This is a genomic window from Lysinibacillus sp. NPDC093688 (genome assembly GCF_050280145.1).
GTDB classification, from domain to species: domain Bacteria; phylum Bacillota; class Bacilli; order Bacillales_A; family Planococcaceae; genus Lysinibacillus; species Lysinibacillus xylanilyticus_B.
In genome coordinates this window covers 379,838-406,331 of the sequence record NZ_JBNNUX010000001.1, presented here as the reverse complement: position 1 = coordinate 406,331, position 26,494 = coordinate 379,838, and the positions used below count along the sequence as shown (strand labels likewise).

General features: G+C 34.7%; 29 protein-coding genes. 5 read left to right on the top strand and 24 right to left on the bottom strand.

Annotated features, from left to right (window positions below):
* Window positions 1-13: 13 nt before the first annotated feature.
* The 8 genes from ACQKN2_RS02035 to ACQKN2_RS02000 form a co-directional block, all read right to left on the bottom strand.
* Window positions 14-1,030, bottom strand: a complete 1,017-nt coding sequence (locus ACQKN2_RS02035; protein WP_427413446.1) for an aminoglycoside phosphotransferase family protein — start codon at window positions 1,028-1,030, stop codon at window positions 14-16.
* The gene (rsgA, locus tag ACQKN2_RS02030) at window positions 1,027-2,094 is read right to left on the bottom strand and encodes a ribosome small subunit-dependent GTPase A (RefSeq protein WP_427413445.1); all 1,068 of its coding nucleotides are present in this window, start codon (window positions 2,092-2,094) and stop codon (window positions 1,027-1,029) included. The genes ACQKN2_RS02035 and rsgA overlap by 4 nt, the downstream gene beginning before the upstream one ends.
* Window positions 2,095-2,957: 863 nt before the next feature.
* The gene (locus tag ACQKN2_RS02025; protein WP_427413444.1) at window positions 2,958-3,494 is read right to left on the bottom strand and encodes a methyltransferase family protein; all 537 of its coding nucleotides are present in this window, start codon (window positions 3,492-3,494) and stop codon (window positions 2,958-2,960) included.
* Between the two features lie 265 nt (window positions 3,495-3,759).
* Entirely contained in the window at window positions 3,760-4,587 is an 828-nt protein-coding gene (locus ACQKN2_RS02020; RefSeq protein WP_427413443.1) for a CPBP family intramembrane glutamic endopeptidase, read from the bottom strand.
* 160 nt (window positions 4,588-4,747) lie between these two features.
* Window positions 4,748-5,362 (bottom strand): NDxxF motif lipoprotein, encoded by a 615-nt coding sequence (locus ACQKN2_RS02015; protein ID WP_427413442.1) that lies wholly within the window; start codon window positions 5,360-5,362, stop codon window positions 4,748-4,750.
* 55 nt (window positions 5,363-5,417) lie between these two features.
* Window positions 5,418-5,549 carry a hypothetical protein gene (locus tag ACQKN2_RS02010; RefSeq protein ID WP_427413441.1) on the bottom strand — a complete coding sequence of 44 codons (132 nt, stop codon included), beginning with the start codon at window positions 5,547-5,549 and terminating at the stop codon, window positions 5,418-5,420.
* 239 nt (window positions 5,550-5,788) lie between these two features.
* The gene (locus ACQKN2_RS02005) at window positions 5,789-6,583 is read right to left on the bottom strand and encodes a MerR family transcriptional regulator (RefSeq protein WP_427413440.1); all 795 of its coding nucleotides are present in this window, start codon (window positions 6,581-6,583) and stop codon (window positions 5,789-5,791) included.
* A 197-nt stretch (window positions 6,584-6,780) separates the two neighbouring features.
* Window positions 6,781-7,524: a GNAT family N-acetyltransferase gene (locus ACQKN2_RS02000; protein ID WP_427413439.1), complete on the bottom strand. Its 744-nt coding sequence runs from the start codon at window positions 7,522-7,524 to the stop codon at window positions 6,781-6,783.
* A gap of 592 nt (window positions 7,525-8,116) precedes the next feature.
* On the opposite strand from ACQKN2_RS02000, the gene ACQKN2_RS01995 reads away from it, so the two are divergent.
* Window positions 8,117-9,319 (top strand): macrolide family glycosyltransferase, encoded by a 1,203-nt coding sequence (locus tag ACQKN2_RS01995; protein WP_427413438.1) that lies wholly within the window; start codon window positions 8,117-8,119, stop codon window positions 9,317-9,319.
* A gap of 119 nt (window positions 9,320-9,438) precedes the next feature.
* Here ACQKN2_RS01995 and ACQKN2_RS01990 read toward each other — a convergent pair whose 3' ends face one another.
* Window positions 9,439-9,888 (bottom strand): VOC family protein, encoded by a 450-nt coding sequence (locus ACQKN2_RS01990; RefSeq protein WP_427413437.1) that lies wholly within the window; start codon window positions 9,886-9,888, stop codon window positions 9,439-9,441.
* 114 nt (window positions 9,889-10,002) lie between these two features.
* On the opposite strand from ACQKN2_RS01990, the gene ACQKN2_RS01985 reads away from it, so the two are divergent.
* A complete protein-coding gene (locus ACQKN2_RS01985; protein ID WP_427413436.1) occupies window positions 10,003-10,938 on the top strand; it encodes a helix-turn-helix transcriptional regulator in 936 nt (311 codons plus the stop codon).
* 155 nt (window positions 10,939-11,093) lie between these two features.
* Here ACQKN2_RS01985 and ACQKN2_RS01980 read toward each other — a convergent pair whose 3' ends face one another.
* A complete protein-coding gene (locus tag ACQKN2_RS01980; protein WP_427413435.1) occupies window positions 11,094-12,755 on the bottom strand; it encodes a M28 family peptidase in 1,662 nt (553 codons plus the stop codon).
* A 278-nt stretch (window positions 12,756-13,033) separates the two neighbouring features.
* On the opposite strand from ACQKN2_RS01980, the gene ACQKN2_RS01975 reads away from it, so the two are divergent.
* Window positions 13,034-14,116 carry a helix-turn-helix transcriptional regulator gene (locus tag ACQKN2_RS01975; RefSeq protein ID WP_427413503.1) on the top strand — a complete coding sequence of 361 codons (1,083 nt, stop codon included), beginning with the start codon at window positions 13,034-13,036 and terminating at the stop codon, window positions 14,114-14,116.
* A 207-nt stretch (window positions 14,117-14,323) separates the two neighbouring features.
* Window positions 14,324-14,845: a GrpB family protein gene (locus tag ACQKN2_RS01970; protein WP_427413434.1), complete on the top strand. Its 522-nt coding sequence runs from the start codon at window positions 14,324-14,326 to the stop codon at window positions 14,843-14,845.
* A gap of 346 nt (window positions 14,846-15,191) precedes the next feature.
* On the opposite strand, the gene ACQKN2_RS01965 is transcribed toward ACQKN2_RS01970, so the two are convergent.
* Complete coding sequence (locus ACQKN2_RS01965) at window positions 15,192-16,286, bottom strand: DUF418 domain-containing protein (RefSeq protein WP_427413433.1); 1,095 nt, start codon at window positions 16,284-16,286, stop codon at window positions 15,192-15,194.
* A 271-nt stretch (window positions 16,287-16,557) separates the two neighbouring features.
* On the opposite strand from ACQKN2_RS01965, the gene ACQKN2_RS01960 reads away from it, so the two are divergent.
* A complete protein-coding gene (locus ACQKN2_RS01960; protein WP_427413432.1) occupies window positions 16,558-17,286 on the top strand; it encodes a MerR family transcriptional regulator in 729 nt (242 codons plus the stop codon).
* A 192-nt stretch (window positions 17,287-17,478) separates the two neighbouring features.
* Here ACQKN2_RS01960 and ACQKN2_RS01955 read toward each other — a convergent pair whose 3' ends face one another.
* From ACQKN2_RS01955 to ACQKN2_RS01895, 13 genes are all read right to left on the bottom strand, one after another.
* Window positions 17,479-18,201, bottom strand: coding sequence for an SDR family NAD(P)-dependent oxidoreductase (locus ACQKN2_RS01955; protein ID WP_427413431.1), 723 nt, complete (start codon window positions 18,199-18,201; stop codon window positions 17,479-17,481).
* 121 nt (window positions 18,202-18,322) lie between these two features.
* Window positions 18,323-19,051, bottom strand: coding sequence for a DUF2087 domain-containing protein (locus tag ACQKN2_RS01950; RefSeq protein WP_427413430.1), 729 nt, complete (start codon window positions 19,049-19,051; stop codon window positions 18,323-18,325).
* 172 nt (window positions 19,052-19,223) lie between these two features.
* Complete coding sequence (locus ACQKN2_RS01945) at window positions 19,224-19,472, bottom strand: hypothetical protein (RefSeq protein WP_427413429.1); 249 nt, start codon at window positions 19,470-19,472, stop codon at window positions 19,224-19,226.
* A gap of 18 nt (window positions 19,473-19,490) precedes the next feature.
* A complete protein-coding gene (locus ACQKN2_RS01940) occupies window positions 19,491-19,721 on the bottom strand; it encodes a hypothetical protein (RefSeq protein ID WP_427413428.1) in 231 nt (76 codons plus the stop codon).
* 37 nt (window positions 19,722-19,758) lie between these two features.
* Window positions 19,759-20,352: a TetR/AcrR family transcriptional regulator gene (locus ACQKN2_RS01935; RefSeq protein ID WP_427413427.1), complete on the bottom strand. Its 594-nt coding sequence runs from the start codon at window positions 20,350-20,352 to the stop codon at window positions 19,759-19,761.
* A 348-nt stretch (window positions 20,353-20,700) separates the two neighbouring features.
* Window positions 20,701-21,567 carry a phosphotransferase gene (locus ACQKN2_RS01930; protein ID WP_427413426.1) on the bottom strand — a complete coding sequence of 289 codons (867 nt, stop codon included), beginning with the start codon at window positions 21,565-21,567 and terminating at the stop codon, window positions 20,701-20,703.
* 195 nt (window positions 21,568-21,762) lie between these two features.
* The gene (gene yiaA / locus ACQKN2_RS01925) at window positions 21,763-22,233 is read right to left on the bottom strand and encodes an inner membrane protein YiaA (protein ID WP_427413425.1); all 471 of its coding nucleotides are present in this window, start codon (window positions 22,231-22,233) and stop codon (window positions 21,763-21,765) included.
* A 233-nt stretch (window positions 22,234-22,466) separates the two neighbouring features.
* Window positions 22,467-22,823 (bottom strand): hypothetical protein, encoded by a 357-nt coding sequence (locus ACQKN2_RS01920; protein WP_427413424.1) that lies wholly within the window; start codon window positions 22,821-22,823, stop codon window positions 22,467-22,469.
* A gap of 239 nt (window positions 22,824-23,062) precedes the next feature.
* Window positions 23,063-23,350, bottom strand: a complete 288-nt coding sequence (locus tag ACQKN2_RS01915; RefSeq protein WP_427413423.1) for a GNAT family N-acetyltransferase — start codon at window positions 23,348-23,350, stop codon at window positions 23,063-23,065.
* Window positions 23,351-23,392: 42 nt separating this feature from the next.
* Window positions 23,393-23,782, bottom strand: coding sequence for a hypothetical protein (locus ACQKN2_RS01910; RefSeq protein WP_427413422.1), 390 nt, complete (start codon window positions 23,780-23,782; stop codon window positions 23,393-23,395).
* A gap of 122 nt (window positions 23,783-23,904) precedes the next feature.
* Entirely contained in the window at window positions 23,905-24,312 is a 408-nt protein-coding gene (locus tag ACQKN2_RS01905) for a GNAT family N-acetyltransferase (protein WP_427413421.1), read from the bottom strand.
* A gap of 269 nt (window positions 24,313-24,581) precedes the next feature.
* The gene (locus ACQKN2_RS01900; RefSeq protein WP_427413420.1) at window positions 24,582-25,850 is read right to left on the bottom strand and encodes a DUF4179 domain-containing protein; all 1,269 of its coding nucleotides are present in this window, start codon (window positions 25,848-25,850) and stop codon (window positions 24,582-24,584) included.
* Window positions 25,847-26,347 carry a sigma-70 family RNA polymerase sigma factor gene (locus ACQKN2_RS01895; protein ID WP_427413419.1) on the bottom strand — a complete coding sequence of 167 codons (501 nt, stop codon included), beginning with the start codon at window positions 26,345-26,347 and terminating at the stop codon, window positions 25,847-25,849. Before ACQKN2_RS01895 ends, ACQKN2_RS01900 begins: the two co-directional genes overlap by 4 nt.
* Window positions 26,348-26,494: the final 147 nt, after the last annotated feature.

The window sequence follows — 26,494 nt, the reverse complement described above, 5'->3', positions numbered from 1 at the left end:
ATAGTTATATTTTCTACATATTTCTCATCTCATAGATTTTTCGCAAAGTATTAAGGTGCATTGCTTTATCTTCGGGCGACTGAGCGAATTTATACCACTCCACAAGCCTGTATCCGAACATAACAAGTATTAATTCATAAATACAATGATCGGATACAGAGGACACATCCGCATATTCCGAAAAACCCCTGTAATATGCCGGAATGCATTTTTGATAGTATTCAACCATATGACGGACGTCCGCTTCATCAGTTATTAAACTCGCGATATCTTCGCCCATGTACCCCCATCCAGCGGTATCCCAATCGATAAGTACGATTTTACTGTCCGAATAGAATATGTTTGCCACCCAAAAATCTCTATGGCAAAGAACTATTGGAAGCTTTTCGATTCGACTGAATATTTCGTCCGCATTGTTATCTAAGTCTATGAGCATTTTACACAGGTGCTTCGGGATTTCACAGTCATCGGAGCGTATATAATCATACAAAACATTCCATGACCGATAACGCAGATAGTAGTTTTTCGTAAACTCAACTTTGCTTAAATTGGACAAATTCTGCAATACGTTTGGTCGTTCAGTGTACAACTTGCCTTGAAATCGCCCCAATTCCTCGGCTATACGTTCATACATTTCCGAGGTTAGATTTAAGCCTGACACACCATCAATATATTCCATCCACAGTTGAGTCTCATCACCATTAATTTCGGCGTGATAACACTCCGGCCAACGAAACGAATCGAAGAAAACCTTTTTGAAATCCGATGCATAGAGGTCGTATTCCCTACGCCATGAATCCGGATCACCATAACGCTCAAATTTTTTCTGTGTTTTCCAAACCATCTTATACGGCAGATTTTCACCATCAGAAGTTTCAGCTATACCTGTTACAAGCCGAACAACCCCTACTGTCCCGCCTTGCAACTCTTTAAGTTGATAATCTGCGCGGATTATCGTCTGACCGAGCATTTTACTCAAAACAAGCTCCAGTATTTCGGGCTTTACAGCCTTTTCAACATAGTTGTTCATTTCTTGTATCCTCCCTTTTTACCTTTATGTCGCATGTCAATAGACTTTTGCCTCGCCCGTTTATCCATGAGATACCTCGATTTATCATCTACAAACTTATTTTCCCGCTTCTGTGCAAGATAACGATCCCAATGCTCTGGTGCCAATGATCCATCAGCAAGGGCAGCAAGAACAGCGCAGCCCGGCTCCGTCTGATGGCGGCAGTCATTAAAACGACACTGTGTGAATAATTCCTCCACATCGTTAAATCCCGCACTGATCCCGTCGTCCGCACCAAACAGACCAAGTTCACGCATACCAGGCGTATCAATAACCATTGCACCGGAAGGAAGCATAAAAAGCTGACGATGCGTTGTTGTGTGCCGGCCCCGACTGTCGACCTCTCGGATAGCCTTGACAGTCATCACTTCCTGATTCATTAAGGCGTTTAGCAACGAGGATTTTCCAACACCGGACATGCCAAGTAATACAACCGTTTTACCTGGTTGCAAATATTCACTCAACTCATCTAAACCACTCCCAGTGTGGCTGGAAACTGCGTGAACTGGGACATCAGGAGCGGCTTTTTGAACTTCAACTAACGGTACGCTGTAATCCGAGGCCAAGTCAGCTTTTGTTAAGATAACGATTGGCTGGCTGTTGCTCTGTCGTGCCTGTGTCAGGTAGCGCATGATGCGGCTGACTTTGAAATCCCAGTTTAGGGACGACACGATAAATACGTAATCAAAATTCGTTGCTACGACTTGCTCCAGTATGCTTTTGACATACCCTGCTGCATGTCCCGAATAGTCAGCGCGGGAAAATTTCGAGCGGCGAGGCAGCAAATTGGCAATGCGCGAAGCACCATTTTCGTTGTATTGCAGAAATACAAAATCGCCAACGCACGGAAAATCCTCCCGAGTTACCGCAGTATGGTAAAAAGTGCCCTTCAATACAGCCGTCACTTCTCCTTGTTCGGTGATGACGGTATATTGCTCTCGCTGTAGTTCCATAACCCTTCCAGGTATTAAACCTATCGGCGGTGTTTCGACTTTGATATAGCCGTATTGTCTCAAATCAATCATTGAACCGATCCTCTCCCAAAAATTAAAGTTGTTTTTGGGCATAAAAATACCGCGAACAAGTAGCCCCGTAAGAAGCTGCTGTTTCGCGGAGAATAGCCAAAAGTCGACTATAATTAAAAAAGAATACGACCTTCATCGTATCCCGCTAACAGCAGTATTCACGAAAGATTACTGTATACGGCATAACAAAAAATACGGGTGATATTCCCGTTGCTCTTATTCCAAGCTATAATAAAAGATTGGAATTCACTATGCCCGATACTCGGTTAAGTTAAAACCACCAATATCATATAAATTGTCATTAATAACATCCCCTTTCGCAGGAAAAAGTTGGAATATAATTTACTTCTATAGTGTGCCATAACACTTCATTAGAAATCAACAGAAAATTTAGATTATAACAAAATTTCATCGGTCAGCTACCTCTCCAACTCATTCCTACAACTATCGCATATAACATGAGAAAAGCTACCTTCGTTCTCGATATGTAGGTGGCCTCTCGTGACCCTTTGCTCGTTTACTTTTTTTGTGTAAAAGTAAACGACAATGCAATTACAGAAACTAAAAACGATACAAGTTCTAAGTCTCAATCAGCCTCAAACATATTTCTACAAGTAGAGGTTGAACAGTTTAGTTGACGAGATCAATGTTCCACGCCCCGTCCATTCTACCCTAGCTATTGTTAGATTAAATCGATAAAAAAAGTTCAACCAGAAAGTACTGGCTGAACTATATAATCCGAAAGCCCCCCGTTACTTTAAGTGCAATTCTTCACATTGTTATATAAGATTCGTTTGGGTATCGCTCCGATGTAAAACTAAATGACTTTTTAGTAACTAATTTTGAACTTTCTCCTATAATCTCTAGTATAGAAACGGAATAATTCGCCAAGTCTTGGACTGATATTGCTTATATTGTTCACCAAATAGTGTAACAAGAATTCTCTCTTCAATTTTTATACGATACGAATACGCAAGGAAAAATAAAATGAAAGTTATAATAATCGCAATGAACGAAGATGAAGATATAGCAAATCCTAAAAAGGTCAAAAAAGACCCTAAATAACCAGGATGGCGAATATATTTATATAGACCGTTTTGAATTAACTTATGCTCCCCCTGCATTCCAACATTCCTACTGTAAAATCTCCCTAATAACTTCATTGAAGAATATCTAATCCATACACCCATTAGCCCAACAATAACACCCATAAACAGCATTGAATTAATCTTATTTATTGTAAAAAAATACATAACCTCTGAAATGGTTAACATCAAGGCTAAAACTACTCCGATAAAAAAACTAGAACCTCGATTTTGTTTTTCTTCTTTAACAGGTGAACTTCTATAAAATTCTAATAATAAATATAGAAAAATAGGTAAATATGCTATGAAAAACATAATTCTGTTTCCTTTCATTAAAAGTATTTAAACTTGTTTTTCTAATTGGTCTTCATTTTCCAATATAATTCACCGCCTAAGCAAATAAGTCGCATCACGACGCGTCGTGATACGACTTATTATAATATTTGAATTTTTAAAAAATCACTCCCAACCCAAAATGTTTTTTAAACTAACGTGCTCCGTTTGTTTAATGTAGATAGAGAGGGATAATGGGACACCCCAACCTTGAGAGCTGTTCGAAACAGAAATGGACTGCAAACGCTTAGTTACTCAGGAATCCCACTATCATTAGTCGCTTGTCCCCATACAGTACATTCTTTGGATTGATAATGATGAATAAAACCGCTACAACAAAATAAAAAATGGCGTTATACATGATTAAATCGAGTAAGTTTCCGTTTATTAAGCCTATAAAAAAATTAAATAATTGATGGATAATGATTGGTATGATTAAATTCGGATTTAAGTTATAAAATGCTGTCATGACGATTTTAATGGAAATGAGTGCGATCATAAAAAATAGAATATATTTGATTAAATCAAGGCCCACAAGCCCTGAAGTAAACCATATAGGTAGATGCCACATCCCCCACCAAAATCCTATAATAATTGAAGCCATTAAGGGGGTATGCCTCTTTTGAAGCTCAATTTGAGCAAAACCTCTCCATCCTAGTTCTTCTCCTAGTGGACCTGCAAGAAGGTTTTTAAAAAAGAAATAAATCAGCATCCACGAAGATGAAATAGTAAAAATAGAGTCTGCTTCACTATTTTTCGATACAAGAAACAATATGATTAAAAATATCAATGCTTGAATCATAACCACAGTTAGAATCACAGAAAACTTAAGTTTACTGTTAAATTTATCTTTTACAAATTGCATAATACTCTGCCCAGGATAGATCTTTTTAAACAATAATGCAAAAGCAAAAGTCGAGGACCAAGCTGATAGACAAAGCATGACATCAAAAATCCATTTAGGAAATCCTAACATGCTGATGGCTCCTATAAGACAAAAAAGTGGCAAAAAAATGATATTGGTTAGTACAATAAAACTCGCTACTGGTTTTTTTAGTTTCTTTTCTCTAATCATGCATACTCCCCGCTTCAAACTAAGATTTCAATAATAATAATATTTAAGAATATCTTTAGCTTAAACCTGGGGGTTACTCACAGGTCAATACTTATACCATCAAGTAATTCGACGAAAAAAAATACCCTTCAAAAACAATGAAGGGTAAATAATATTCTTTCTATTCATCGAAATATGTGGTTTTAATTTTTTTCTCGTCCAAAAATTTTTCGATTTTTAGTTGCTGCCTTCCGTTCGCTTTAGTAAAATGCTCAGAAGCAAAATCTGATATATCTGTCAAACTACCATTTTCAACCGCTCCAACAATTTCTTCTTCAAATTGTGTTAAAGTTTCCCTGATTGATGAAACAAATTCATAAATTGTCTTTGAAGGTTCTTTATAATCATTTGGGATACTATTATTACTTATAAAATCATTGAAATTCGCATCATTCTTTTTCCCTTGATCCATTAATACATTTAATTTTTCCCGATCCGATTCAGTAGCATCCTCATATTCATAAACAATTGTTTCCATTTCTTTATCGATTACATGACTATAATCCATATACTTTTTTATACTTGATTTCATTTCATCTTCACTAATAGTTTCATTCTTTTTATTAGAAACAAATAGATCGTCTGGAATTTTAACAGGTACATTGCTAACGGAATTTCCCTTACTTTCTTTATTGCTTGCTTCATCACTTTCTTCATTCGACAATGTATCGTGTGAACAAGCACACATCAATACAATAGTGAATGCCATTAATAGATATAAAGTAAATTTTTTCATTTTAGTCTCCTTTTCAATCCAGTAGATATTTCTATATTGCTAAAGCTTTTGGTTTCTAACATCCCCCTTTTATATTCACGGTACCTCTCATTACCTTTAATAAATCAATATTCAATTGTTGAATTAATTGCTGACCACCAATGGTTTTTGATAAATTTTGCGGTTGAACAATTGGTTGTGTGGTCATTAATTTCACCCTTACTTACAATACGCATTCATCCATTGCCAGCATCTTTATTCAACATATTGAATCGTTGCTACATCCTCGTGTCATAGTGTACTAGTTAAATAGTACACCGTAGCTGTTAAGTATTCAAGTATTAAATTCAAAAAAAAGGAAGAGCTGTTAAATAAACAGCTCCCCCTTCATGAAATTATGTTGAATAAAGTTTGCCTCTTTAGCAATGAGGAGGGAAACAATAAGGTTCACTTGATAGGTGCATAAATCTCTAAAAATACACGTTCAAGACCATCTTCATAAGTGGTCAGTAATAGATTTATATAAACTTGTCCCAATAGTTCATACCCTTTTTCTATTGCAAACTTTCTTAAATTCGCTTCCACGTGTTGATCAATACTTTCTCCACCAGTTGACCATCTTCCATCTTCAATAATTGTATAAATACATTTTGGATGAGATAGAATTTCACCTTCTATTTCTTCATCAAGGTCTTGCACTTTTCCTACAATTATAAACTTATCTTCTATAATACCTATATCATTGAAATGGATGACTCTTCTTAAAGATGTGAGCGTAACTGCTTTTTTTAAGCTATCTGCATTCTTTTTTAAAGTGTCATATTCTTCATACGCCGTAAAATGTTCTATTTCTCCCTTTATTGTTAAAGGTTTCATTTCCTTAACTATGTACGCTCCTAAGAATTGTTTGATTTTCTTACAATCTTCTTTTACTATTTGAATCTTTTTCAATAGAAGTTTTTTATATTCAATTTCCTGTAAAACCTCTTGTTCTTTTTCTTCTAATAATGATTGAATTCCATCAATACTCTTACTCTTTCTTAATTCCTGGATTTTTTTAATTTCAATATCAATTTCTCTGTAGAAATTTACTGTTGTAATATCATAAATATCAAATTGATTATAATTTCTATATCCATTCACAATATTTTGCTTTGGCTTTATTAATTCCTTTTCCTCATAAAATTTCAAGGTATCTCTAGATACACCTAAAAAATTAGCTACTTGCCCAATTGTGTACATTTTACCATCCTTTTACATTGCTAAATATTCATTATGATACTTCCTAGCAGGCCGAAATACTGTGTTAAGCATAAAAAAATCAACAGTACCAACGTTGCACCTAAAGCACAATACTACAATTTTTATAATAAACCTATTTTTACCATTGCGAGAAAAATAGGTTTAACTATCAACTGTTATTCTATTTAGATTCTATCCTACTGAGACTCACCTACAGTGCAATTAGGAGAAATTACATCCCACTTTCCAAACAGCGTCAAACCAGCCGCTTTTGCTAGGTACGTTGAAGCCTCATTATCAAGCTGGCATCTGTACTGTGGTTCGTAACCCTGCTCAAAAGCGTACTTACAAATTGATCGCACTACTTTGCGAGCATGACCTTTTCCTCTAAAAGATGTCAAAGTCAGTACGCCGAGGTCTGCAATTTGCGCATCTTCTTTCCAAGGATACATGCTGGCAGCACAGACTAATCGGTTATGCTCAAAAGAACCGAACACCGCCCAATGATCCAACTCCACATACGCATCATCCAAGTCTTGTTCCGACGCGGAGGACTCGAACTCAGTGAACACTACATCATCTTGCTCTGTTAATTGGCGCAATGTCCCTTCCAAACTTTCTTGCAGCAAGACATTCTTTTCTCCTTCTGAAAAATAAAAAATATAATCTGCACCATGTAGTGTGACTCCCGCTTCCTTTAATTTCTGACGGAAGACCTGATCAGTCAGTTTGTGTCCTTTAGAAAGGGCTAACTTATCGGCCATCTCAGGCGTCAAGACTGCCAAAAAACGGCCGTCATTCGTTTCCAGCACCATGACCCGACTGTCTTCGCTCAGGTCAGGATTGATGGTGACCGTAAAGTTTTCATTGTTGCAGATAACGTCTCCGTTTAAAAATTGCGACTTCCAATAGTCAGATATCGTTTGTGAAAATAAAGGCATACTTTATCCCCCTTATAAATGAACTTCTACTTAAAAATACCATATTTACCCTGTTTCCTTCTAATCTTTTTGTTTCAACCGTAGTATTTAACAGCACCATTAACCGGAACACGCATTTTAGTTGAACATGAACCATCTAAAACGATTGAATTTGCAGGGCCAAATCCCACTTGTGTTAGATGATTTTAAGCACAGCAACATTTACTTTTGAATCAATATCATGAGAAACAATCAGATAGCTTTCCCTTTTGCATTATCCCACGCTAAAACAAAACGGTTAAAAGCTCCGTAATATTGAGCAGTACCCCAACTATCATCATTGTAATCAGTTCCACCAATTACAGCTTTCAATCGCTACGAAGCTAAAATGAGGTAACAGCTTAAAGAAAAAGCATATACTGTTTCCAGAAAATTGGATATCTTGCCTCTTTACTTTTTCAAATGTCAGCATAGGCTATTCATCTATAAAAAATACAAGATCAAACTTGCTAAAAGATCTCAGGGTGTTTTAACATAGTTAAGCAATGATATGTGACAGTATCCATTACTCTTACACCATCTTGAATATATCTTTACCTAAGGAGTGGTAGAATTGGCACGTGTTTTATTTATTAATGCTGGATCAGAAGGACATATCAATCCAACGATTGGCGTTGTGCAAGAGCTCATTTCGCGTGGAGAAGAAGTCGTGTATTTTACAATAGAAGCTTTTCGGGAACGTATTGAGAAGACGGGAGCTACTGTACGAACATTTGATGGCCAAAAATTTATAAAAGCATTTATCTCAGGGGGAAGAAATCATTTGCTCGAAAGGGTCAATGGACTTTTACTTACTGCAGATATCGTTATCCCTAGCGTACTTGAACAGATTAAAGGAGAACATTTTGATTACATCATCCACGATTCTATGTTTGGATGTGGCCATTTACTTGCCAAGATCCTTAAGCTTCCGGCAATCAATTCATGTACATCTTTTGCTGAGACTAAACTATCATTCGATCAAACATTAGAACGTCTTTCACAAAATGTTCCAACTGAAGTTTTAAATAGAATAAATGATGATTTTCTAAACCTGACAACAAAAATCAAAGAAAAATATGGTGTTGAAATCCGTTCACCTTATGAAGTTTTCTGTAACCCAGCACCATTGACAATCGTTTATACAACGAGGGAATTTCAACCTTTTGGAGAAGCATTCGACCCACCCTATAAATTTGTAGGCCCATCCATCTCTTCACGGTTAACGCAAGAAGACTTCGACCTTTCCGCAATCAAGGGAAAACGCCCAATTTATATTTCATTAGGTACGGTCTTAAATCAAGCCATTGATTTCTATAAGCTGTGTTTGAAGTCATTCGAGAATACTGAGCATACCGTTGTCATGTCGATTGGGGAACAAACACCACTTGATGTATTAGGAAAGGTTCCTGAAAATTTCATAGTGAAAAATTATGTTCCACAAACCGAATTGTTACAATACACTAAATTATTTATCACACATGGTGGCATGAATAGCACTAATGAAGCTCTCTATAACGGGGTTCCATTAATCGTGATCCCACTAAGTGCGGATCAGCCGATCATCGCTAAACAAGTTACCAACATCGGAGCAGGTGTTCAATTACAAATGGAAAGTTTGACAGCCAATCAACTAAATGAAGCTGCCAATCATGTGTTAAACACCCCTTCCATCCAAAATGCTGTTGCAAACATAAAAAAATCCTTCCAACATTCTGGTGGGTATCACAAAGCTGTTGACGAGATTTTTAAGTTTAAAAGTCAATACGGTATTTAAAAGCTGCCATTTTTTATAAATGAAATAAAATAGCTGGGTAAAGATTTCTCCCATACCCAGCTTTTTTTCCACATTTAGTCAAATAACGATGGCTACATGTTGTAAAAACGAACCATGTTTTAATGTAATCGATCATCAAACATTAATTGTATTTGAATACCAAACGGGTCTTCAAGTATGCCGTATGCTTTACTAAAAGCATTACTCGATAGTGGAACAATGATTCTCACTCTCTCATCTGTCGTCAAACTCTTGTAAAAATGTTCGATTTCTTCTAAGTCCGCACTTTGAATACACAGTGAAGTGTTGTTCCCCACTACATATTTTTCTGATGCATCCATTGTATCTTCTGCCAACATAACCTTTGTTTTTCCAATTATTAAAACGGAATGAGTAATATAATGTTTATTCTCCTCAGTAATCTGCAACACGCTATCACGTTTTGCCATATCTTCATAAGTAACGAGTAACAATTCCTCTGCGTTAAAGTGCTTTTTGTAAAAATCGACCGCTTCTTTAGCTTTCCCATTCATGGATAAGAAAATAGCCACTTCTAGTGTTGAACTCATAGTATCAATCCCCTGTATAAATAATTTTAGGTAAATATCTTATCAATTGATATTACCTTGACCTTATTTTAAGATATAAAGATATCAAAACATGATACCTTTAAGGAGATTCACATGAAGAAATCAGAAAGATTAAATGACATGATTAGATACTTGAACAGTCGGGAGTATTTTAATTTAAGTGATCTAATGGCTAAATACAATATTTCCAAAAGTACGGCTCTGCGTGATATTAGTTCATTAGAACAATTGGGTATGCCTATTTTTGCTGAGCATGGCAGACATGGACGTTATGGAATCTTAAAAAATAGATTGTTATCCCCTATTATTTTTACAATTGATGAAGTATATGCTCTGTACTTTGCCATGCTGACACTAGAATCTTATCAATCAACCCCATTCCATTTAAGCGTTCATAAACTTAATGAAAAGTTCGAAAACTGTCTGTCTAACAATCAAATACAGCAAATTCATAAAATGAAAAAAGTTCTACAATTTGAAGTAAATCAGCATAATAATGTTAGCCGTTTTTTAGATAAAATTTTAAAGAGTATTCTTACTGAAAGTAGCTGTAAGATACACTATTTGAAAAATAACGAGCAAAAAAGTTACCAAGTTCAATTTTTCAAAATTTCCGCTAGGTTTGGTCAATGGTATGCTACTGGAATAGAGTTCGATACGCATAAATTTAAAGTTTTCAGATGTGATAAAATAACCTTCTTAGAAGAAGAACTTAATTCTCAATTTTCTATAGATGAGCTTATTAGTCGTTCATTAGAAATTTATCAATCCGAGAAGAGTATTGATTTTGAGGTAGAAATTTCAGCACAAGCAAAGGATATTTTTTATAAAGAACATTATCCTTCTATGAAAATAGAAATTGGTAATAAAACAGTTGTGAAGGGATTTTATAATCCTGGAGAAGAGGAATTTATCGCTAACTATTTTATGAGGTACGGTCATAGTGTAATATCGGTCCGGCCTGAATCATTAAAACAAATTATTCAGGATAAAGTAGAGAGCCTCTTTAATCACTATCAAAAATTATAATCCAATATGTAGATCCATTTAAGTAATTTTTGTGTTGTACAACCCAGTATCTACTATGGATTAGCACTTATTTTCCTGCATTTATAATTTTTCTCAGACGAAGAAAAGGAGAAAAACGAATTCGCTTTTCTCCTCTTTTTTATTTAATATCCCTTCTATTCTTCACCATCAAAAGCCATTAACCAATTCACAATTGTTACTATCGGGAATATAATGATTGCCGTTAGAATGGCTATTATAGGTGCCATACTAATTGTTAGTGCAACATATATCAAATACATAATTGGCGAAAGTAATATTATACTTGGAACTGTCCATCCTGCAACTGCTATATATGGATACACACCCTTCCGCCAATTAGCTTTCAATATGATAGGTAAAATCAACAGCAAACTTATAATTGCTGGAATCGTAAAAGCGTAACTAATACCTTTGAACGTAAAGCTAGTCAACGCAGCCAATACAATCCATAAAACCTGCGTACTCATCACGAAATTTGCGGAACCGTATTTTTTCGAAATCCACTTCGCAAAAAAGAGACAAAACACCATCGCAAGTAAGACCAACGACGTAAGAATCGTCGGATCATACGTACCAAACATCGCCATATTATATTCATTTATTTCACCGATCAATACAATTGTGGAAAGACGCATTAGAAGAAAATAGAAGATGAAAATGGCAACAAGACTACCCATCATCGCTAAAAAGCTTAAAGCAAATCCCTTAATCTGTATCACTTTCATTTTAAAACTAAAGATAAATATAGCGACTGTTAAGACAAGTAAAATAATCAGCATTGGGACTACTAACTTTTCGGAGTACACAACTAGTATTTTTTTCATTAACGGGAAATAAATCGCATTACTTTTACTTTCCTCTATCGTTTGAAACTCTTTTGCATCCATCATCATAAACCTTTTCACTAATGGAAGAACATAGCTCCCGAAGTGACGAATTGTTGCCTCATCACTATTTCCCACACGATCTGTCGTTGCATGATATGCCTCAAATCCATTCATATTCGCAAAATTATAGCCTAATTTCTTTGTCACTTTCAATTCGGTAAAATCGGTATCGTTCGGCATCTTTTTATACATTTCAGCAGCAAATGAGTATGCTACAGGATATGGAACAATCTCTTTATACAATTGCAATAACTGTAAATCATTTGAACTCGTTTCAAACAAAATGGGTACCCCTGTATTGCCTCTTGCTTCGAAATTCAACATCACGCTTACATTATCCAAAATATCCGCTCGATCCTTAAGGGCACTCGCGCCTAGTAAACCCAGCTCCTCACCGTCTGTTAGAACAAAATAAATTGAATTTTTAGGTGCTGGCATTTGTTTTAATACTCTTGCTGTCTCTAAAATTGTGACAACGCCATAACCATCATCTGATGCTCCAGGGGTTTCTGTTACAGAATCATAATGAGCTGTTAGTAATATCGCATGATCATCACCTGATGTCCCTTGGATTTTTGCAATTATATTTTCAACATTTTCTGCTCCTATATCCGAAGCATACTTCTCACCTCTAAGATCCTTCACTGGCTTCGATTGAATTTCAACCGGTATATCAAGATGTTGAAAGTGTTTAACAATGTAATCCCTAACCCTTTTATTCGCAGGAGAGCCTATTGGATGTGGTTGTTTTGCAACTTCTTTTAAATAATCCAGAGCTCGATCTGATGAAAAATCCTTTTCGGTTTCCCCCATTTCTTCTTTAGAAGGACTTAAAAACTGACTAAAACTTATAAACAGCGTTAACAATCCTAGTACTATCGAAAAAATAAGCCATTTTCTTTTTTTCATCTAATCTTCTCCTTATTCTATCTACTTACTTAACAGAATTTTAGCCACCTAGATTTATCATATGTTTTTAATTTGAATTCTTTTCCGATCATCAGATTTTACTCTTACGCAGTCGCACAAAACACTTGTTGCTGCCGCTTCGCTTTCGCACAAAAAACACTTGCTATTACACCACATCAACCTTAACGTAGAATCTAGTTCATCTCATTCAAAAAACACAACGAATATCAAAATCGCTTTTATTTCTTCACTATAATTAAATTTAGGAGTGATGCATGATGAACAATATGATTCAAGATATGATTGATTGGATTGAAGGACATCTGTTTGAGGGGTTTTCCCTGATGAAACTAAGTGAAGCAATGGGCTATTCTTCTTATTACTGTTCCTTTAAATTCCATCAAATAACAGGCATTAGCATTAAACGCTATATGACCCTTAGAAAAACCTATCTGTCTTCACTCTCTCTTAGTGAAACAGATGAAAGGATCATTGAGATAGCGATCAAGCATGGCTATTCATCGCAAGAAGCATTTTCCCGAGCTTTCAAGGAAATATTCGGCGTTACCCCCAATGCCTTTCGTTTATGTCCTGAACCATTGCAATCTTATGTAAAGCTCACTATGAATGAAGCGAGGAGTTATTATATGGATATTTCAAAAAAATTAAAAATTGAAGATTTACAAAAGCATGTGGATAGGCATTTTGATCACGAAGTATTAAATATTTTAAATGGACAAATGATGTATGAAGAATTCAGTTCTCAACAATTAATGGGAAAAAGCGATTACGCACCATTTAATGAAGCGATGTGTGTACACAACACCGATAAAACAATATTTAGCGACTCATTTAAACAAGTTCGAGCAGCAGGACATCAAGTCTCACTTGAGGATTACGAAGCCATTACAGTTGCTCCACTTGAAAAGACCTTATTTTCAAAAGAATATCAATGTATCGTTCTTTGGTTTGGGGAAGATATGTTTTGTCAGATGAATTTAATAACCTTGTTAGCGTATTTAGAACAAACATCATTCAAAGGAACGATTTACTATCATGCGGTGAGAGAGCAAACATATGATGTGCAAGAGACTGACATAACATTAGGAAGCTATTATGAAATATATAAAACAGTGTTAGTAGACCACCGTATGCCAGATGTAGAACTGATGCCTGTTATGTATCAAGGAATCAAATTGTATTTAGAACTATTGAAAAACGACAACGAAATTACAAAATATATTCAAACACATCAACATCTATCTCAAGATGAAATCGTACGAAACTTACTACATCTCTTCCCTCAGTATGGTTTAGGGGATTCTCAATATTTAGAATTAATTAAAGCAACGCAAAAGTAAAGATTGAACGTGCTTACCTCCCCTATTGAAGTGATGACGAGTTGCTATCAAACTCTTCATCACTTATTTCAACTCCACAAAAAACGAATCCCCTGCTTTGTAGAGATTTTCAAACAGCATTGTTGACAATGCATTAGATTTTTAATAATCTGTAATAATGCATAAAATTTGTCAAATAACACGAGAACAAAGAATGGGGTGTATTGAATGAGGATTATTAAAGTTGTAGATTATAACCACAATTGGAGTAGCGACTATCAAAAAGAAGAACGTTCTATTAAGGCTATCCTTCAAGATGAATTGGTGAATAGTTTTCATATTGGAAGTACATCCGTCCCAGGTCTAAAAGCAAAACCAATTATTGATATTTTACTAGTAGTCAATGATTTCCATAAATTAGATTCATTTTCCAAGCAATTTCAAGAGATTGGATACGAAGTTAAGGGTGAATTCGGGATAACTGGAAGAAGATATTTCCGTAAAGGTGGCGATCATCGCACACACCAAATTCACGCTTTTCAATATAACAACATTGAAGAAATAGAAAGACATTTAGCATTTAGAGATTACCTTCGAGAGCATCCCGATGTTTGCAGGCAGTATGGGGAAATAAAGAGCCAACTTGCCAAGCAGTATCCAAATGATATGAATGCCTACTGCAACGGGAAAGACGATTTTGTCAAAAGTGTTGAAAAAGATGCTATTAAATGGCATTGGAATGTCCGTTAATATTATTGTCCATTTTGTGTTTGTATTTGAAAGCTTTCTTTATTATATGTAACAAAAAATTAGATATAATTTTTTATATACAACATCATAATCGAGTGTGTAATGAATGAAATAAGCAGTGGAAATAGCCTTTTAAGCTCAACATTAATAATGGAGGTAATTATCAGGCTGGGACTATACTGATTAAAACCTTAAAAAGCGCGAGAAATCAATTTTAGTAACGTTGATTTCTCGCGCTTTTTCTGATGTGAAATTTTTAATTTTTTTGCTTTGAAAATAACCTTATGTCCTACTCTTTTTATAAGCTCTCCTTATGTAACAGAAATTCACTTCCTCTCCTACAATATTAATTTGTCATTTTTCTCATCACCCATTCAATCGGCCCTCTTTTAAATCTATTTCTCCATAAAACTGAAAATAAAATACTCGCTACGAAAAACAATAGTGTAAATACTAATGAAAATGCTAACGTTTGGTTTTCTAACCGATTGAATAAAGCCAATATGCCAACACCGATGAATACATGACTTACATAATGCGTTAATGTTAATTGTCCTGTTTGAATAAGTGATTTAATCAACCATTGTCCAGCAAACCTTTCTACGATATAAATTGAAGCAACAATGACAATAATCGCAGAAGCAGAATTTGATAAGATATATAAAATGTTTGGTGGAATTGGCCCTGTTTGAAACAAGAATTCTGCACTGTTTACATCTAGCACCGATATAGATAGTCGCATTAATAATTTTGAAAGTACCTCTATTGTTATTAGTAGAATTATAGAAATAAACAACATTTTGTTTCTCACAGCTTTCTTCGATAAATCAAGTCTGCCAAGGAGCATTCCAAGCAAAAAGAAACAGATCCAAGGGAATATCGGATGATACCCATTGTACAAAAGATTTCTTAGAAAACCTTCGATCGTCCAAAAATCAAGATATTCCATAAATAGTTGATCTGGACGCCATCCTTTCAAATAGTTCATTGTCACTTGTAAGACTTGCGAAGTGATTAAAAAAAGACTAGATAGGATGATCATGAGCTTTGTAGAAGCTACGATAAGGAAGGATGCAATCAGCATATAAACACCATAATAATGGAGAATATCTCCAGTCCAATCAGCAACATATAAAAGTAAACCTAGAATAAAGAGAAAAGCAGAACGTTTCCATAATTTCATCCTATTCTCTTTAATAGAAGAAAGCTCACCGCTATTTCTAGCTTTTCTTGTCATTAACGCAACTCCGATACCCGCCAACGTAACAAAAGTGGCAGACGCCCTTCCTTCGAAAAGTCCAGTAAACCATATAAGCCAATCTGGCCCTCTCCCTGCCGCTCCCATAATAATTTTAAAGTTGACTATAAGCATCCCAAACATAGCTAAGGCTCGAGCGAAATCTAACCCTTCAATTCGTTTAGATTGTAACGGTTCGGTCATAAATGTTCCTCCTTCTGTTAATACACCATCACTATAAACTATAGGGTTGACCTAATGTCAAACCAACTTTTGTTTGTCCACCACTCAATTCGTTTGCCCTAATTATTCATAGGTAGAGGCTAAAACACTCGTCGAAAATCCGTTAGCTTAATCGTATGGAATTAATCTTTCTTTCATTCTCATTGATAACTGTTTGAGTTTTTATCTTAGGTTTATTGTTTGACATTAGGCTAGCCCTAGAGTTTATATTTATATAGAGAAGAGGGATATTATGGATGAAACAATTACAATAAATCAATTGGCTAAAATATTTGATATTAGTCATCATCAAATACGCTATTACGAAGAAAAAGGGCTCTTATTGCCATCCTACACAGATAATAATAGATATCGAAAATATTCTCTGAAGGAAATTTATCAACTTGCTCAAATATTAATGTTGAGGGACTTAAATCTTTCAATCGCACAAATTAAAGAGGTTTTAACGACGTATGAAAAAAATGATTATTTAAGGTTATTAAGAGAAAAATCAAATGAACTTTCTGACGAAATAAACAAACTACAAAAAATTAAAAAGGCAATTGATCACCATTATGTAAATATTACAAACCAAAAAGTAAATTCAACAAAATACTTAATAAATAAACATTTAGAAAAAATTATCACTTTAAAAACAAATGAAACTTTATCAGCCAAAGATATGTTTAAATTTCAATTATCAAAGCAATATTTTTATAATGATATTATTTATGTTTTTGAAGAAGATGAATATCATATATGTATAGAAACAGAACAGAAAGCTGATTTCATCATGAATGAAGGTAAATATAGTTCTATATTTATTATGGGCGAAAATGATGATGAAATTGAGAAACAAATATTATCTATTATCGACAAGAAAAATGCCCCTATCTATGTAATGGAGCTCTCAAGCGGCATTTTTACTAATAGTAATATTCTAGAGTTAGAAATTCTAATTCCCGAAAAAAGTGATCAATAATCGGGTTAAATTTATTGGAATATTAACCATGATAGAGAATACGAGATCCTATCTTTCAAGACTCAATCAGAACAGTAGAACTCTGTGCTGCAACTTTTATTCAATGAATCGAAATGGGATTATAAACTATAATTTAAAAAGCTCACATGTTGAACAGAATCGTTCAACATGTGAGCCGTTTTTTATACTGAATTATACATTCATATCTGTAATAGCTGGAATATTTATTTCCTTCACACATGAAACTGCTGATAAATTAATCACACATTGGACAATGGCTACAATATCTTGTACAGGAATACGTGTACCTTCGTACAACTTAATTGCTTTTTCAGCCCCTTCTTCAAAAGGTACTTCAGCAGCAAGTTCTCCTGGATTAATACACGTTACAGTGATCTTATCTTTTCTCACATGCTCGCGTAAAGCATTTGTAATGCCTCGTAAGCCAAATTTAGATGTCACAAACGAAACTTGCGCATTATTCGAATGATCTAAACCTGCCGTCGATCCTATTAAAATTATTTTTCCATTTTCCGCCTGCCTTAAATTAGGTAATAGCGCCTGAATATATGTAATTGTGGAAGTTAAATTAATATTTATTAAGTTTGCAATATCCCCAACTTCATCTTTATCAAACGTGTAATCATCTTCAAAACCACGATTTTCCCATACTCCAACATTGTAAATTAATACATCCATAGCAACGCCTTGTAAAGCTTCTTTTAAATCAGGAATATGTTGTTGACTAGATAAATCAATAGCCAGCCATTTACGATTTATGCCATCATCTATATCTAAACTACTTGGTCGTGTTCGAGACACCATCCATACTGTATCCCCTTTTGTTGGTAACCCCTTTACAAATGCATCACCTAATCCTTGGCTTGCTCCAAATATAATAAAGTTCTTACTCATCCAATCACCCCTTCTATATGACTACAACGTAAGTATAGTTAATATAAAAAATAGTAACAACTAATGTGATTTATAGAAATATTTAGGTGCTCGAAATTTCCTATGCTTGTTCATTTTAAACTTATTTCACCCAATACGTTGTACAATCGTCACTTCGATCTAGGAAACCATATTCAATTAAGTATCTTCTTAATGATACGTAATCACTGTAAATAAGTTTTAAAATTTCATTGATTTCTTTTTCATTATATTTATGCCCTACCTCAAACTTCGTTACAATGTATTGCAGTAAAATAATTTTTCGTTTTTCTTTACTTGGAAAACTTTCAATTGAACCATCTAAGCCATTTTTAAAATACGTCGCTAGTACTTTTTCTTTCTCGTCTACTGTAATCGCATAACGTTCATCCACCTGTGTTGCCCCCTTATGAATTGGTTCGTATACTTTTGTTGTTTCTAAAGCTTGCATAATTGCCAGAAAAACTTTTGCTTGTTTTTCTTTTTCTTTCAATTTAAATCGATGCTGTCGAATTGTTGAAATGCTATTTGCAGAAGTGCTATTAACAATTTCCTTATCTGGCGCCCCTGTCGCAAATAGCTTAAGCAATTCGGTTTGGATATCTGATAGCCCTGTATCCTTCTTATCTAATTGAAGTAACGCTTCAAACACAGAGATATGTTCATTCTCAATATGGCGTTGTATAGCTTTTTTAGCCGTAAAAAAACGATCATCTATTTTGAATACTTCTTCGGCATCAAATATTTTTTTACAAAATACACACGCATATGCATCACCTGTTTCTACATATCCCCTCGATAATTCCTCTATAGTCAAATCAGTTAAACTCATAAACAAAACCTCACTCCGTTCACCATTTAATAAACAATATATAATAAGTTTATTTATTTGTAAACAACGACAGCATTTGTTTATCTAAAAAAAGAAGAATCTATTTTGACAATACTCAATCAAAACAGATTCCTCTCTACGTTTAGCTATATAAATAGTACATGTTAGTTATTTAATCGTTCTTTTCACTTTGCCGATATATGAAAACACTGCTTATTATGCCAAGTCCACCAAATAACAAAACCCATATATTCTTAAAAAGAAGTCCATAGATGGTCATTACACTACTAATAATTCCACTTGAAAAAGCACTGGATACGATGGATTTTTTTGTTGGCTTAGGGAATTGAATAGATGTTCCCAAATTTTTATTTCCCCATTTACATGCCGCATCCATAATATTTTGTAGTTTGTCTAACATCCTCTTCTCCTCCTAATGTTAAAATACGAAAAAAGAAAAAAATGCATTGGACAGAGCACCTAAAAAAGCCAACATTGAAAATGATAAACAAACCATTCCGCCAATCATTTTCGACTTCTGCTCTCTATTCTTTTTGGATAGTAAAACTAACCCGAAGATTAGTAGGAAGATTGCTAAAATGATATTAATCGCGATAAAGAACGGTGCTGTTTCTTTTAGAAAGTCTATAATACTCCAAAATAAACTCATTGATATCTCCTCCTATTTAATAGTTGCAATAGAGCCTCTACTCAAAGATGCTTGAGACCAATTGCTTCGTCATAAATTGAAATGCTGCTAAATGATCACAGTTCTTTGAAATTCCTTCTTTACTTGCAATGCTAGAAAGAAGGACGGTGAAGGTAGAAAAGGCTAAATTTTCAGGAACTTTCAATTTAAGATTTGCTCGTTTGATGGCTGTACGAAATAGTTCACTACTATCAAACATTAGTTTTTCTTTCATTTCCTCTGAAAGTTTACTATAAAACGATGTAAAATCAGTCGTTTTCACATCATAAAGAAATGGTTTGCTTTCGTATTCATAGTAAAGCTCGATTACGGCTGCTTCAAAGCCAGACTTTTCAGGGCATTGCTCAATTCGCTCAATGAAATTTTCATAAATAGTATCTTGAATGTCATACAGAACTTCAAAAAAAAGTTCTTCCTTACTGGAATATAAATTATAAAAAGTACCTGTTGATATTTCTGCTTTTTTACACAATGCGCCAATGCTTGTTTCCTTATAACCTGGAGAAATCCAAAATGCCATACATTCATCTTTCAATTTACTTTTAATCAGAATTTTATCTTCTTCTGAAAAAACTTTTTTCCCCCTTGCCATAGATGGTCCCCCCTTTTATGAATTAATTATACGAATATTCATATTTTATATTCATATAATAGCATTAACGCCAAATTTTAACAAGGGATTAAATAACAAATTATTTCATATCGTTATCATTGCATGTGATTAAGGTTAATTAGAATAGCTATAAAACCAACCTTAATCGTCTCTGCGTATATATTTATAATAAAATTTGGTTGAAAAATACCGCTAAACACTTTTGATTTCACTGTACATAAAAAGCCAACGTTTTGAATAATGTTTCTTCAAAACGTTGGCTTTTCTTTCATTTTTTTAATTTTCTCCCACGTATTCTACTAAAGTAAGCATTTGTCACTGTAAGTGCTAAGAAAGATACTTCCTCCATTCCTCCCAGGCTTTCATATATCCATTAAGGTCGTGCGGATGAACTTTAATACACACACCAATACGAGTATATAATTGAAAAACAACTTCATTCAAAAGTTGTTCCTTCGTAAAGGATGCATGCCCGTTCCACAAGGAAAACGATGAAAAAAGTGTATGTAAATCTAGACTATCTGGTGAAGAACAAAACGCATAGGTAAAATCGTAAATTTTGGGACCGATTAAGGGTGATGGGTCAATAACCCCTTTTAACTGATTACAAGCGTATACAAAATTATGAACCCCCGTATCTCCGTGAAGGTAATACTTCTCATCTTGATGGTGATACGTTTTTAAAGTATTTACCAACAACTCTACTCTCTTATGGTCCACTCTTGGTAAAAGCTTACTTATATTAATTTTGGCAGACTCAAAACTACTTTGATTAAAGTCTGACCAGGAGCTTCGATGAATCCCGTTTACTCTTCCCCAAGGAATGTCTGTGTCCACCTTTTCATAATGATTGAATAACTCTTGCGTTAATATTTTCATCCATTCTAATTTCGATCCTCGATTATAATGAGTTTCTCCGGGTATATAAGAGTACACAATAAATTCTTTTTTATGATCCGTGTAAAGAACATCTGGCAACAATTTCACCTTTTTATATGCAAGCAGGAATTCCTCTGTGGCAGATATTATCATAGGATGGTCGATCTTAATCACAAAGGTTGGCATATTTTTGCACAGGATCGTATATAAAATACCATCAGTTGTACCACTTTTTAACCTCTTTAATTCTAGATGATCATTTATGACCAAGCCTTTATTAATTAGTAAATCCATGATTTCATTTATTTTTTCCATTTCTCAATCCCCTTCAAACGATTTAGTTTAACTAGCTTAATAAGTTCGCTATCTTTTTCAACAATCCTGCTCAAATAAAAAAAGCTGCCTTTGACTTTGGCAGCTTGATCTACTATTTGTAAGTCACTATTAGACCCTAAAGAGCCACGGAAACCCCTTGACCATAGTGGATTCTGCTCCATTGTGGTACATAACTCAAACTTTTTCTCTTACCCTCTGTGTATCTCTTATATTCTTTTGAACCGTTATAGCTGCAAATAAACTAAGAACAAATGCCATACTAAAAAATCCTTTTTCGCTTAAAACTATACTCCCCGCATTGTATAAACCGATGGCCATTAATGCAATAGATACAATAAGTGCGAACCAACTAATACCATAATAAATATTCGTAACTGATATTCCCTCATCTTTATCTCTAACTGCTTTTTGTAAAGATATCGCGGCATAAAGTCCGAACACTAAAACTGCAAAGTAAAATCCTTTTTCGTTCAATTCCATAGTTGCGTTAAACAAGCCTATAAGATAAGACGCAACACCTACTAATAGCGCTGCCCACGAAGCCCCTTTGAAGGCTGGAGTCGGTTCTCCCTCTTTCCTTTCTTCTTTCACTTTTAAATCATTTCGTTTTTCTTTATCTACTAAAACTTCATTATCATTGGACATTCAATTTTTCGCCTCCATCTTTTAGTCTAATAAAAATGCAGCACCAGAGACACTGTGGTGCACCCTAGTACATAGACCTGCCAATAAGTTGAACAAGAAAAAACGATCTTCGTTATTAAAGTATATGCTCATTAGCATGAAGACTTCACAAACTTTAGGTTTTCGCGATTCGGCATTAATTACGTCCGGAATCAGCTTTGTGGTTAGGCCTGCATGAGGTATGACTGTATATCTTAAATAAGTTGTACTAACTCTGGATTTAATACAACTTTATGAAACCTCCAACAATCAGAGTATTCTGTATCAATTTCGTGATCATGCAAGCAAACCCTGTTCATCCCATCACAGCCGTCAAGACCACAACAACCATTTAATCTACGGCTGTCTGAATGGCGGTTTGAATTGATTAAATCCTTGATGTTGATAATGATAGAACCTTTCAATATTTCGTATGCTGTTTCCTCTTGAATTAAATAAAAACCTCTAGGAATATAATCTTGACCATCGTTTTCATTAATCAAATTCAGGTCTTTTAATTCCGATAATGGTTCAGAAATTTCTACATTACACGCTTTACAAATCAGTTTCAAATGTCGTTTCCTCCTTTAATATGAATAGATGTTCCAGTCAATGCTAGAAATCGGTTACCCGTTAGCCATCCATGTAGCACAAAACTAGCGCTACACCACAGACAATGAAAGATTATTACGTTCTTTCATAAGGGTTCAATATAGAAAAAAAGAGCCGCCTATGCAACTCAATGATCTTTACTTAACGCACTCCGTTACTTCAATCAGAACCCCTAAAGCTTTAATGAATAAACCCATTCCTAAATAGAATATTGTAAAGAAATTACTGTATTTTTATTATGAATGCATCCGTTTGAAACCATAATATTTCTCATTGGAAAGTTATCAACTTGAGTCATTCCTAAATAAGACGTTGCTTTAAATTCATTTTTCAATCTGTATAACCCTATGGAATGTAAGTCCCTTCCCAATCCTGACCCCAGAAAATTAGGATGTATGCCTACCCAAAAAATGCGTCCTTCATTATCTGTATTTGGTTCTATATGAGGAAAAACTACACCAACAGGTTCATTGTTAACTTTATACACTGTAAACATTTCCTTTACTTGTGATGGGAGTTCGGTGCTCATTCAAGTTAAAAACTTCTCTGCATCTATAAAACTTGTACCCATCACTTCAGATAAAAAAGAAATAGCGTTATTCTCAGAAAATGACCATACTTCATAATCTGGTATTGAAACATTTAATGGTGTCATTAAAGATCTCTTATACACAACTCTTTCACCGACAATTTCCATTTTCGACCTAGTACAATTTAAGCTATCTAAAAGAATTTTAGGACACTCTAACTTAACTTTTTTCAGACTACTACTCTGTAATTTATCTAAAAGTTCATTTATAAGCACATCTATTTCAGAAGCAAGATGAAGTCTATTCTCTAAAATTTCCAAAATAATCACACTATCACTTTTTAAATTATGTACGCCAACTCTTTGTAAATGTTGAAGCAGTTGATCCACGAATTTTCACCTCTTTTTTATGTTTAAAACAATTGCCTTCTTCCACTATCCTGCATTGTTAGTGAAAAAAGCGATTGCTCTAATTGAACAATCGCACTTGATAGTGTAATAACCAATTAGATTTAACGATTTATACTTTTGGTCATTCCAATAGAAAACTTCTTAAAGCCAAAAGTTTCATAATAGGTTTCTAAACTTTCAACACACATTAGTTGAGGAATTACTCGATTTTGCTCACAATGTTGAATTATTCGATTCACCATTTCTTTGCCGATTCCTTCAGACTGATAGCTTGGCATAACACATACTCCACATACTATTCCAGTAATTACACCATCTGAAATAACACGTCCCATACCTACTAATTGTTTTTCGTCATAAGCATAAATTGCATACCAACTTTGACTGCACATTTGTTCCAAATCATTAATTGTTAATTTAAGTGAATTCCATCCTAAAGATTCATATAAGGTTAGTAATTGCTCAAAGTCATTAGGTGGCTCTATCGTATAATCTATAGATTTTCCCATATAATCACCTCAGAATTTTTGTTTATTTCAGTTTAACATCAACACTTTAATTTACATATTTTTTAACACATATTTTTCCATTACCCTGATCTTTTACGTTTCAAAACGAAGGAAAGCCACTCCAAAAGTTTGGAATGGCTCTTACTTTTATCTCACGTTATCCTTTTGCCTTGGTTTTGCTTTACCCGAAGCCAACACAGAGATATTACCCCAAATATGGAAACATTAAAAAGAGTTCAAAAAGGAGAGCCTTTTTGAACATCTTTACTTTATTTCAATGGAATATTCAGTTCAATATTTTTTCCGATAGGATTGAAGTAATAGTTAAAATATATTTTTGCTTTGCCATCATAATTTTCAAAGCTCTCCGTCGCAAATAGGTACTGTTCATCATCTGAGTACGAGCCACCTGTATAATTTAACGGCGTGCCATCAGCTTTTACAGCACTATTTAGAAACGAATGTCGCATTCTATCATCCCATTTCTTTGCAGCAACTGATACACCTTGCTCTGTTACAGAAATATCCCAATCTAAATAATCGGGCTTCGTGAGTACTTCATTCGTGCCAAAATCAACTTCGATAAAATCCTCGCCCTTTGGAACGGCATGAACAGCTCCAATTAATAGTTTGAGTGAATCTGAATCATGGAAATAGTTACTTTGTAAATTTAGCGTGAATTTGCCGTCGCGACTATTTCTGCCTATGAACAAGCCGTTTTTAACGACTTCTTCTCTTCGCTCCCCATTTTCCGTCTCGACCGCAATATTTTCAAGAGATAAAATTTGCATCGTATTCGCTTCATCTAATTCAATATCGATTGCCATTCTTAATGGAGAACGGCGAATTTTTGTAATCGTAAATTTCTGACCATCGACATTTACAGTACGATTCGCAGTAACAGTTTTCTCCTTTGCGATTTCATTTTGTAGCGAAAACGGTACCGATATTTCTATGTTCCCCTTATCTTTTTCATAAAAATGAAAAACCGCTTTAAAATCCTTTGAAGTATAAGCGAAAGGCTCTGAAAAACTATAATTTACCGAAGAAGAGATACGTGTTTGATTTGACTGATGGCTTGTAGATGAACCTGAACTTCCGCCTTCAATTTCTTCGTCCCCTTGGTACAATTGAACTTCTTTCAAGTGTAATTCCGAAATATCAAATGAGGCATCGGCGTCATAGTAAAGTACTAATCCCGAACTATCTGCAATCACGCCTTGCAATGTAAGCGATAGGCCATTTTTAGACTGCGTCGCATTGATTTCCTCATAGTAGTCATTGTCCACAATATCCTTTATCCCTTTATCTCTTACAACCGCAGATACAATTGCTTGAAAGCCAGGTATTTTTGCAACATGGCTAGCAATCGTAGGAGAAACACGAATTGAAAATAAAAAGCTTAAGCAAAACAAAAAGGCTATTGCACCCGAAACAATGCGCTTCTTTGTTCTTTTTTCTCGTTGAACTTTACGAAACATATCCATCCGTACTTGTTGAAGTTTCTCCTTTGGAACGTCAATCGGTAGTTTACTCATAGCCAGTCCTCCTTTTCTCCAGCGAAGTTTCTCAGCTTCTTTAGAATGTGGTGAAGCTTAGACTTTACAGTACCCTCCGGAATTTGATTTAGCTCAGCAATTTCTTTGTTTTTTAGTTGCTGAAAATATTTCATATAGACGAGTTGCTGCTCCGACAAAGATAAATGTTCCAATAACCGCTCCATATCAGAGTAGATACCCCATTCAACTTGGTGATGCTCCTTAATTGCAACGGTTGGTTGGCGTTTTCGCAAATGGTCTTTACAACAATTGATTAAGACGCGCACGAGCCATGTTCTGGCATATTCGTGCTGTTTAACGGTATGCATTTTTTTCAGTGCCTTATAAACTAGGTCCTGCATCACGTCTAAAGCGTCTTGCTCATTTTTCAAATATGTAAAAGCCATGCGATATAAAATTTCTTCATCCATTTCAATAAGTTGAAGTATCGCTTGATGATCCCCACGAATAGCACGCTGCACGATTTCAAATTCCATCCTTTTCGCCTCCTTCCTCCATTAGACGGAGCGATGCTTCATTTCGTTCAAAAATTTTAAAATTATTTGAAACCTTCTATGAATTTACCTTAAATCTTTGCGTCAAAAATGTTCCTTTGAAGACATAAGTTTTTAATTCCGTCCTTA

Bases quoted from the DNA above. Each gene is read 5' to 3' on its own strand.
- ACQKN2_RS02035 (WP_427413446.1), bottom strand. From the start codon at position 1,030: ATGAACAACTATGTTGAAAAGGCTGTAAAGCCCGAAATACTGGAGCTT.
- rsgA (WP_427413445.1), bottom strand. From the start codon at position 2,094: ATGATTGATTTGAGACAATACGGCTATATCAAAGTCGAAACACCGCCG.
- ACQKN2_RS02025 (WP_427413444.1), bottom strand. From the start codon at position 3,494: ATGTTTTTCATAGCATATTTACCTATTTTTCTATATTTATTATTAGAA.
- ACQKN2_RS02020 (WP_427413443.1), bottom strand. From the start codon at position 4,587: ATGATTAGAGAAAAGAAACTAAAAAAACCAGTAGCGAGTTTTATTGTA.
- ACQKN2_RS02015 (WP_427413442.1), bottom strand. From the start codon at position 5,362: ATGAAAAAATTTACTTTATATCTATTAATGGCATTCACTATTGTATTG.
- ACQKN2_RS02010 (WP_427413441.1), bottom strand. From the start codon at position 5,549: ATGACCACACAACCAATTGTTCAACCGCAAAATTTATCAAAAACCATT.
- ACQKN2_RS02005 (WP_427413440.1), bottom strand. From the start codon at position 6,583: ATGTACACAATTGGGCAAGTAGCTAATTTTTTAGGTGTATCTAGAGAT.
- ACQKN2_RS02000 (WP_427413439.1), bottom strand. From the start codon at position 7,524: ATGCCTTTATTTTCACAAACGATATCTGACTATTGGAAGTCGCAATTT.
- ACQKN2_RS01990 (WP_427413437.1), bottom strand. From the start codon at position 9,888: ATGAGTTCAACACTAGAAGTGGCTATTTTCTTATCCATGAATGGGAAA.
- ACQKN2_RS01985 (WP_427413436.1), top strand. From the start codon at position 10,003: ATGAAGAAATCAGAAAGATTAAATGACATGATTAGATACTTGAACAGT.
- ACQKN2_RS01980 (WP_427413435.1), bottom strand. From the start codon at position 12,755: ATGAAAAAAAGAAAATGGCTTATTTTTTCGATAGTACTAGGATTGTTA.
- ACQKN2_RS01975 (WP_427413503.1), top strand. From the start codon at position 13,034: ATGAACAATATGATTCAAGATATGATTGATTGGATTGAAGGACATCTG.
- ACQKN2_RS01970 (WP_427413434.1), top strand. From the start codon at position 14,324: ATGAGGATTATTAAAGTTGTAGATTATAACCACAATTGGAGTAGCGAC.
- ACQKN2_RS01965 (WP_427413433.1), bottom strand. From the start codon at position 16,286: ATGACCGAACCGTTACAATCTAAACGAATTGAAGGGTTAGATTTCGCT.
- ACQKN2_RS01960 (WP_427413432.1), top strand. From the start codon at position 16,558: ATGGATGAAACAATTACAATAAATCAATTGGCTAAAATATTTGATATT.
- ACQKN2_RS01955 (WP_427413431.1), bottom strand. From the start codon at position 18,201: ATGAGTAAGAACTTTATTATATTTGGAGCAAGCCAAGGATTAGGTGAT.
- ACQKN2_RS01950 (WP_427413430.1), bottom strand. From the start codon at position 19,051: ATGAGTTTAACTGATTTGACTATAGAGGAATTATCGAGGGGATATGTA.
- ACQKN2_RS01945 (WP_427413429.1), bottom strand. From the start codon at position 19,472: ATGTTAGACAAACTACAAAATATTATGGATGCGGCATGTAAATGGGGA.
- ACQKN2_RS01940 (WP_427413428.1), bottom strand. From the start codon at position 19,721: ATGAGTTTATTTTGGAGTATTATAGACTTTCTAAAAGAAACAGCACCG.
- ACQKN2_RS01935 (WP_427413427.1), bottom strand. From the start codon at position 20,352: ATGGCAAGGGGGAAAAAAGTTTTTTCAGAAGAAGATAAAATTCTGATT.
- ACQKN2_RS01930 (WP_427413426.1), bottom strand. From the start codon at position 21,567: ATGGAAAAAATAAATGAAATCATGGATTTACTAATTAATAAAGGCTTG.
- yiaA (WP_427413425.1), bottom strand. From the start codon at position 22,233: ATGTCCAATGATAATGAAGTTTTAGTAGATAAAGAAAAACGAAATGAT.
- ACQKN2_RS01905 (WP_427413421.1), bottom strand. From the start codon at position 24,312: ATGGGAAAATCTATAGATTATACGATAGAGCCACCTAATGACTTTGAG.
- ACQKN2_RS01900 (WP_427413420.1), bottom strand. From the start codon at position 25,850: ATGAGTAAACTACCGATTGACGTTCCAAAGGAGAAACTTCAACAAGTA.
- ACQKN2_RS01895 (WP_427413419.1), bottom strand. From the start codon at position 26,347: ATGGAATTTGAAATCGTGCAGCGTGCTATTCGTGGGGATCATCAAGCG.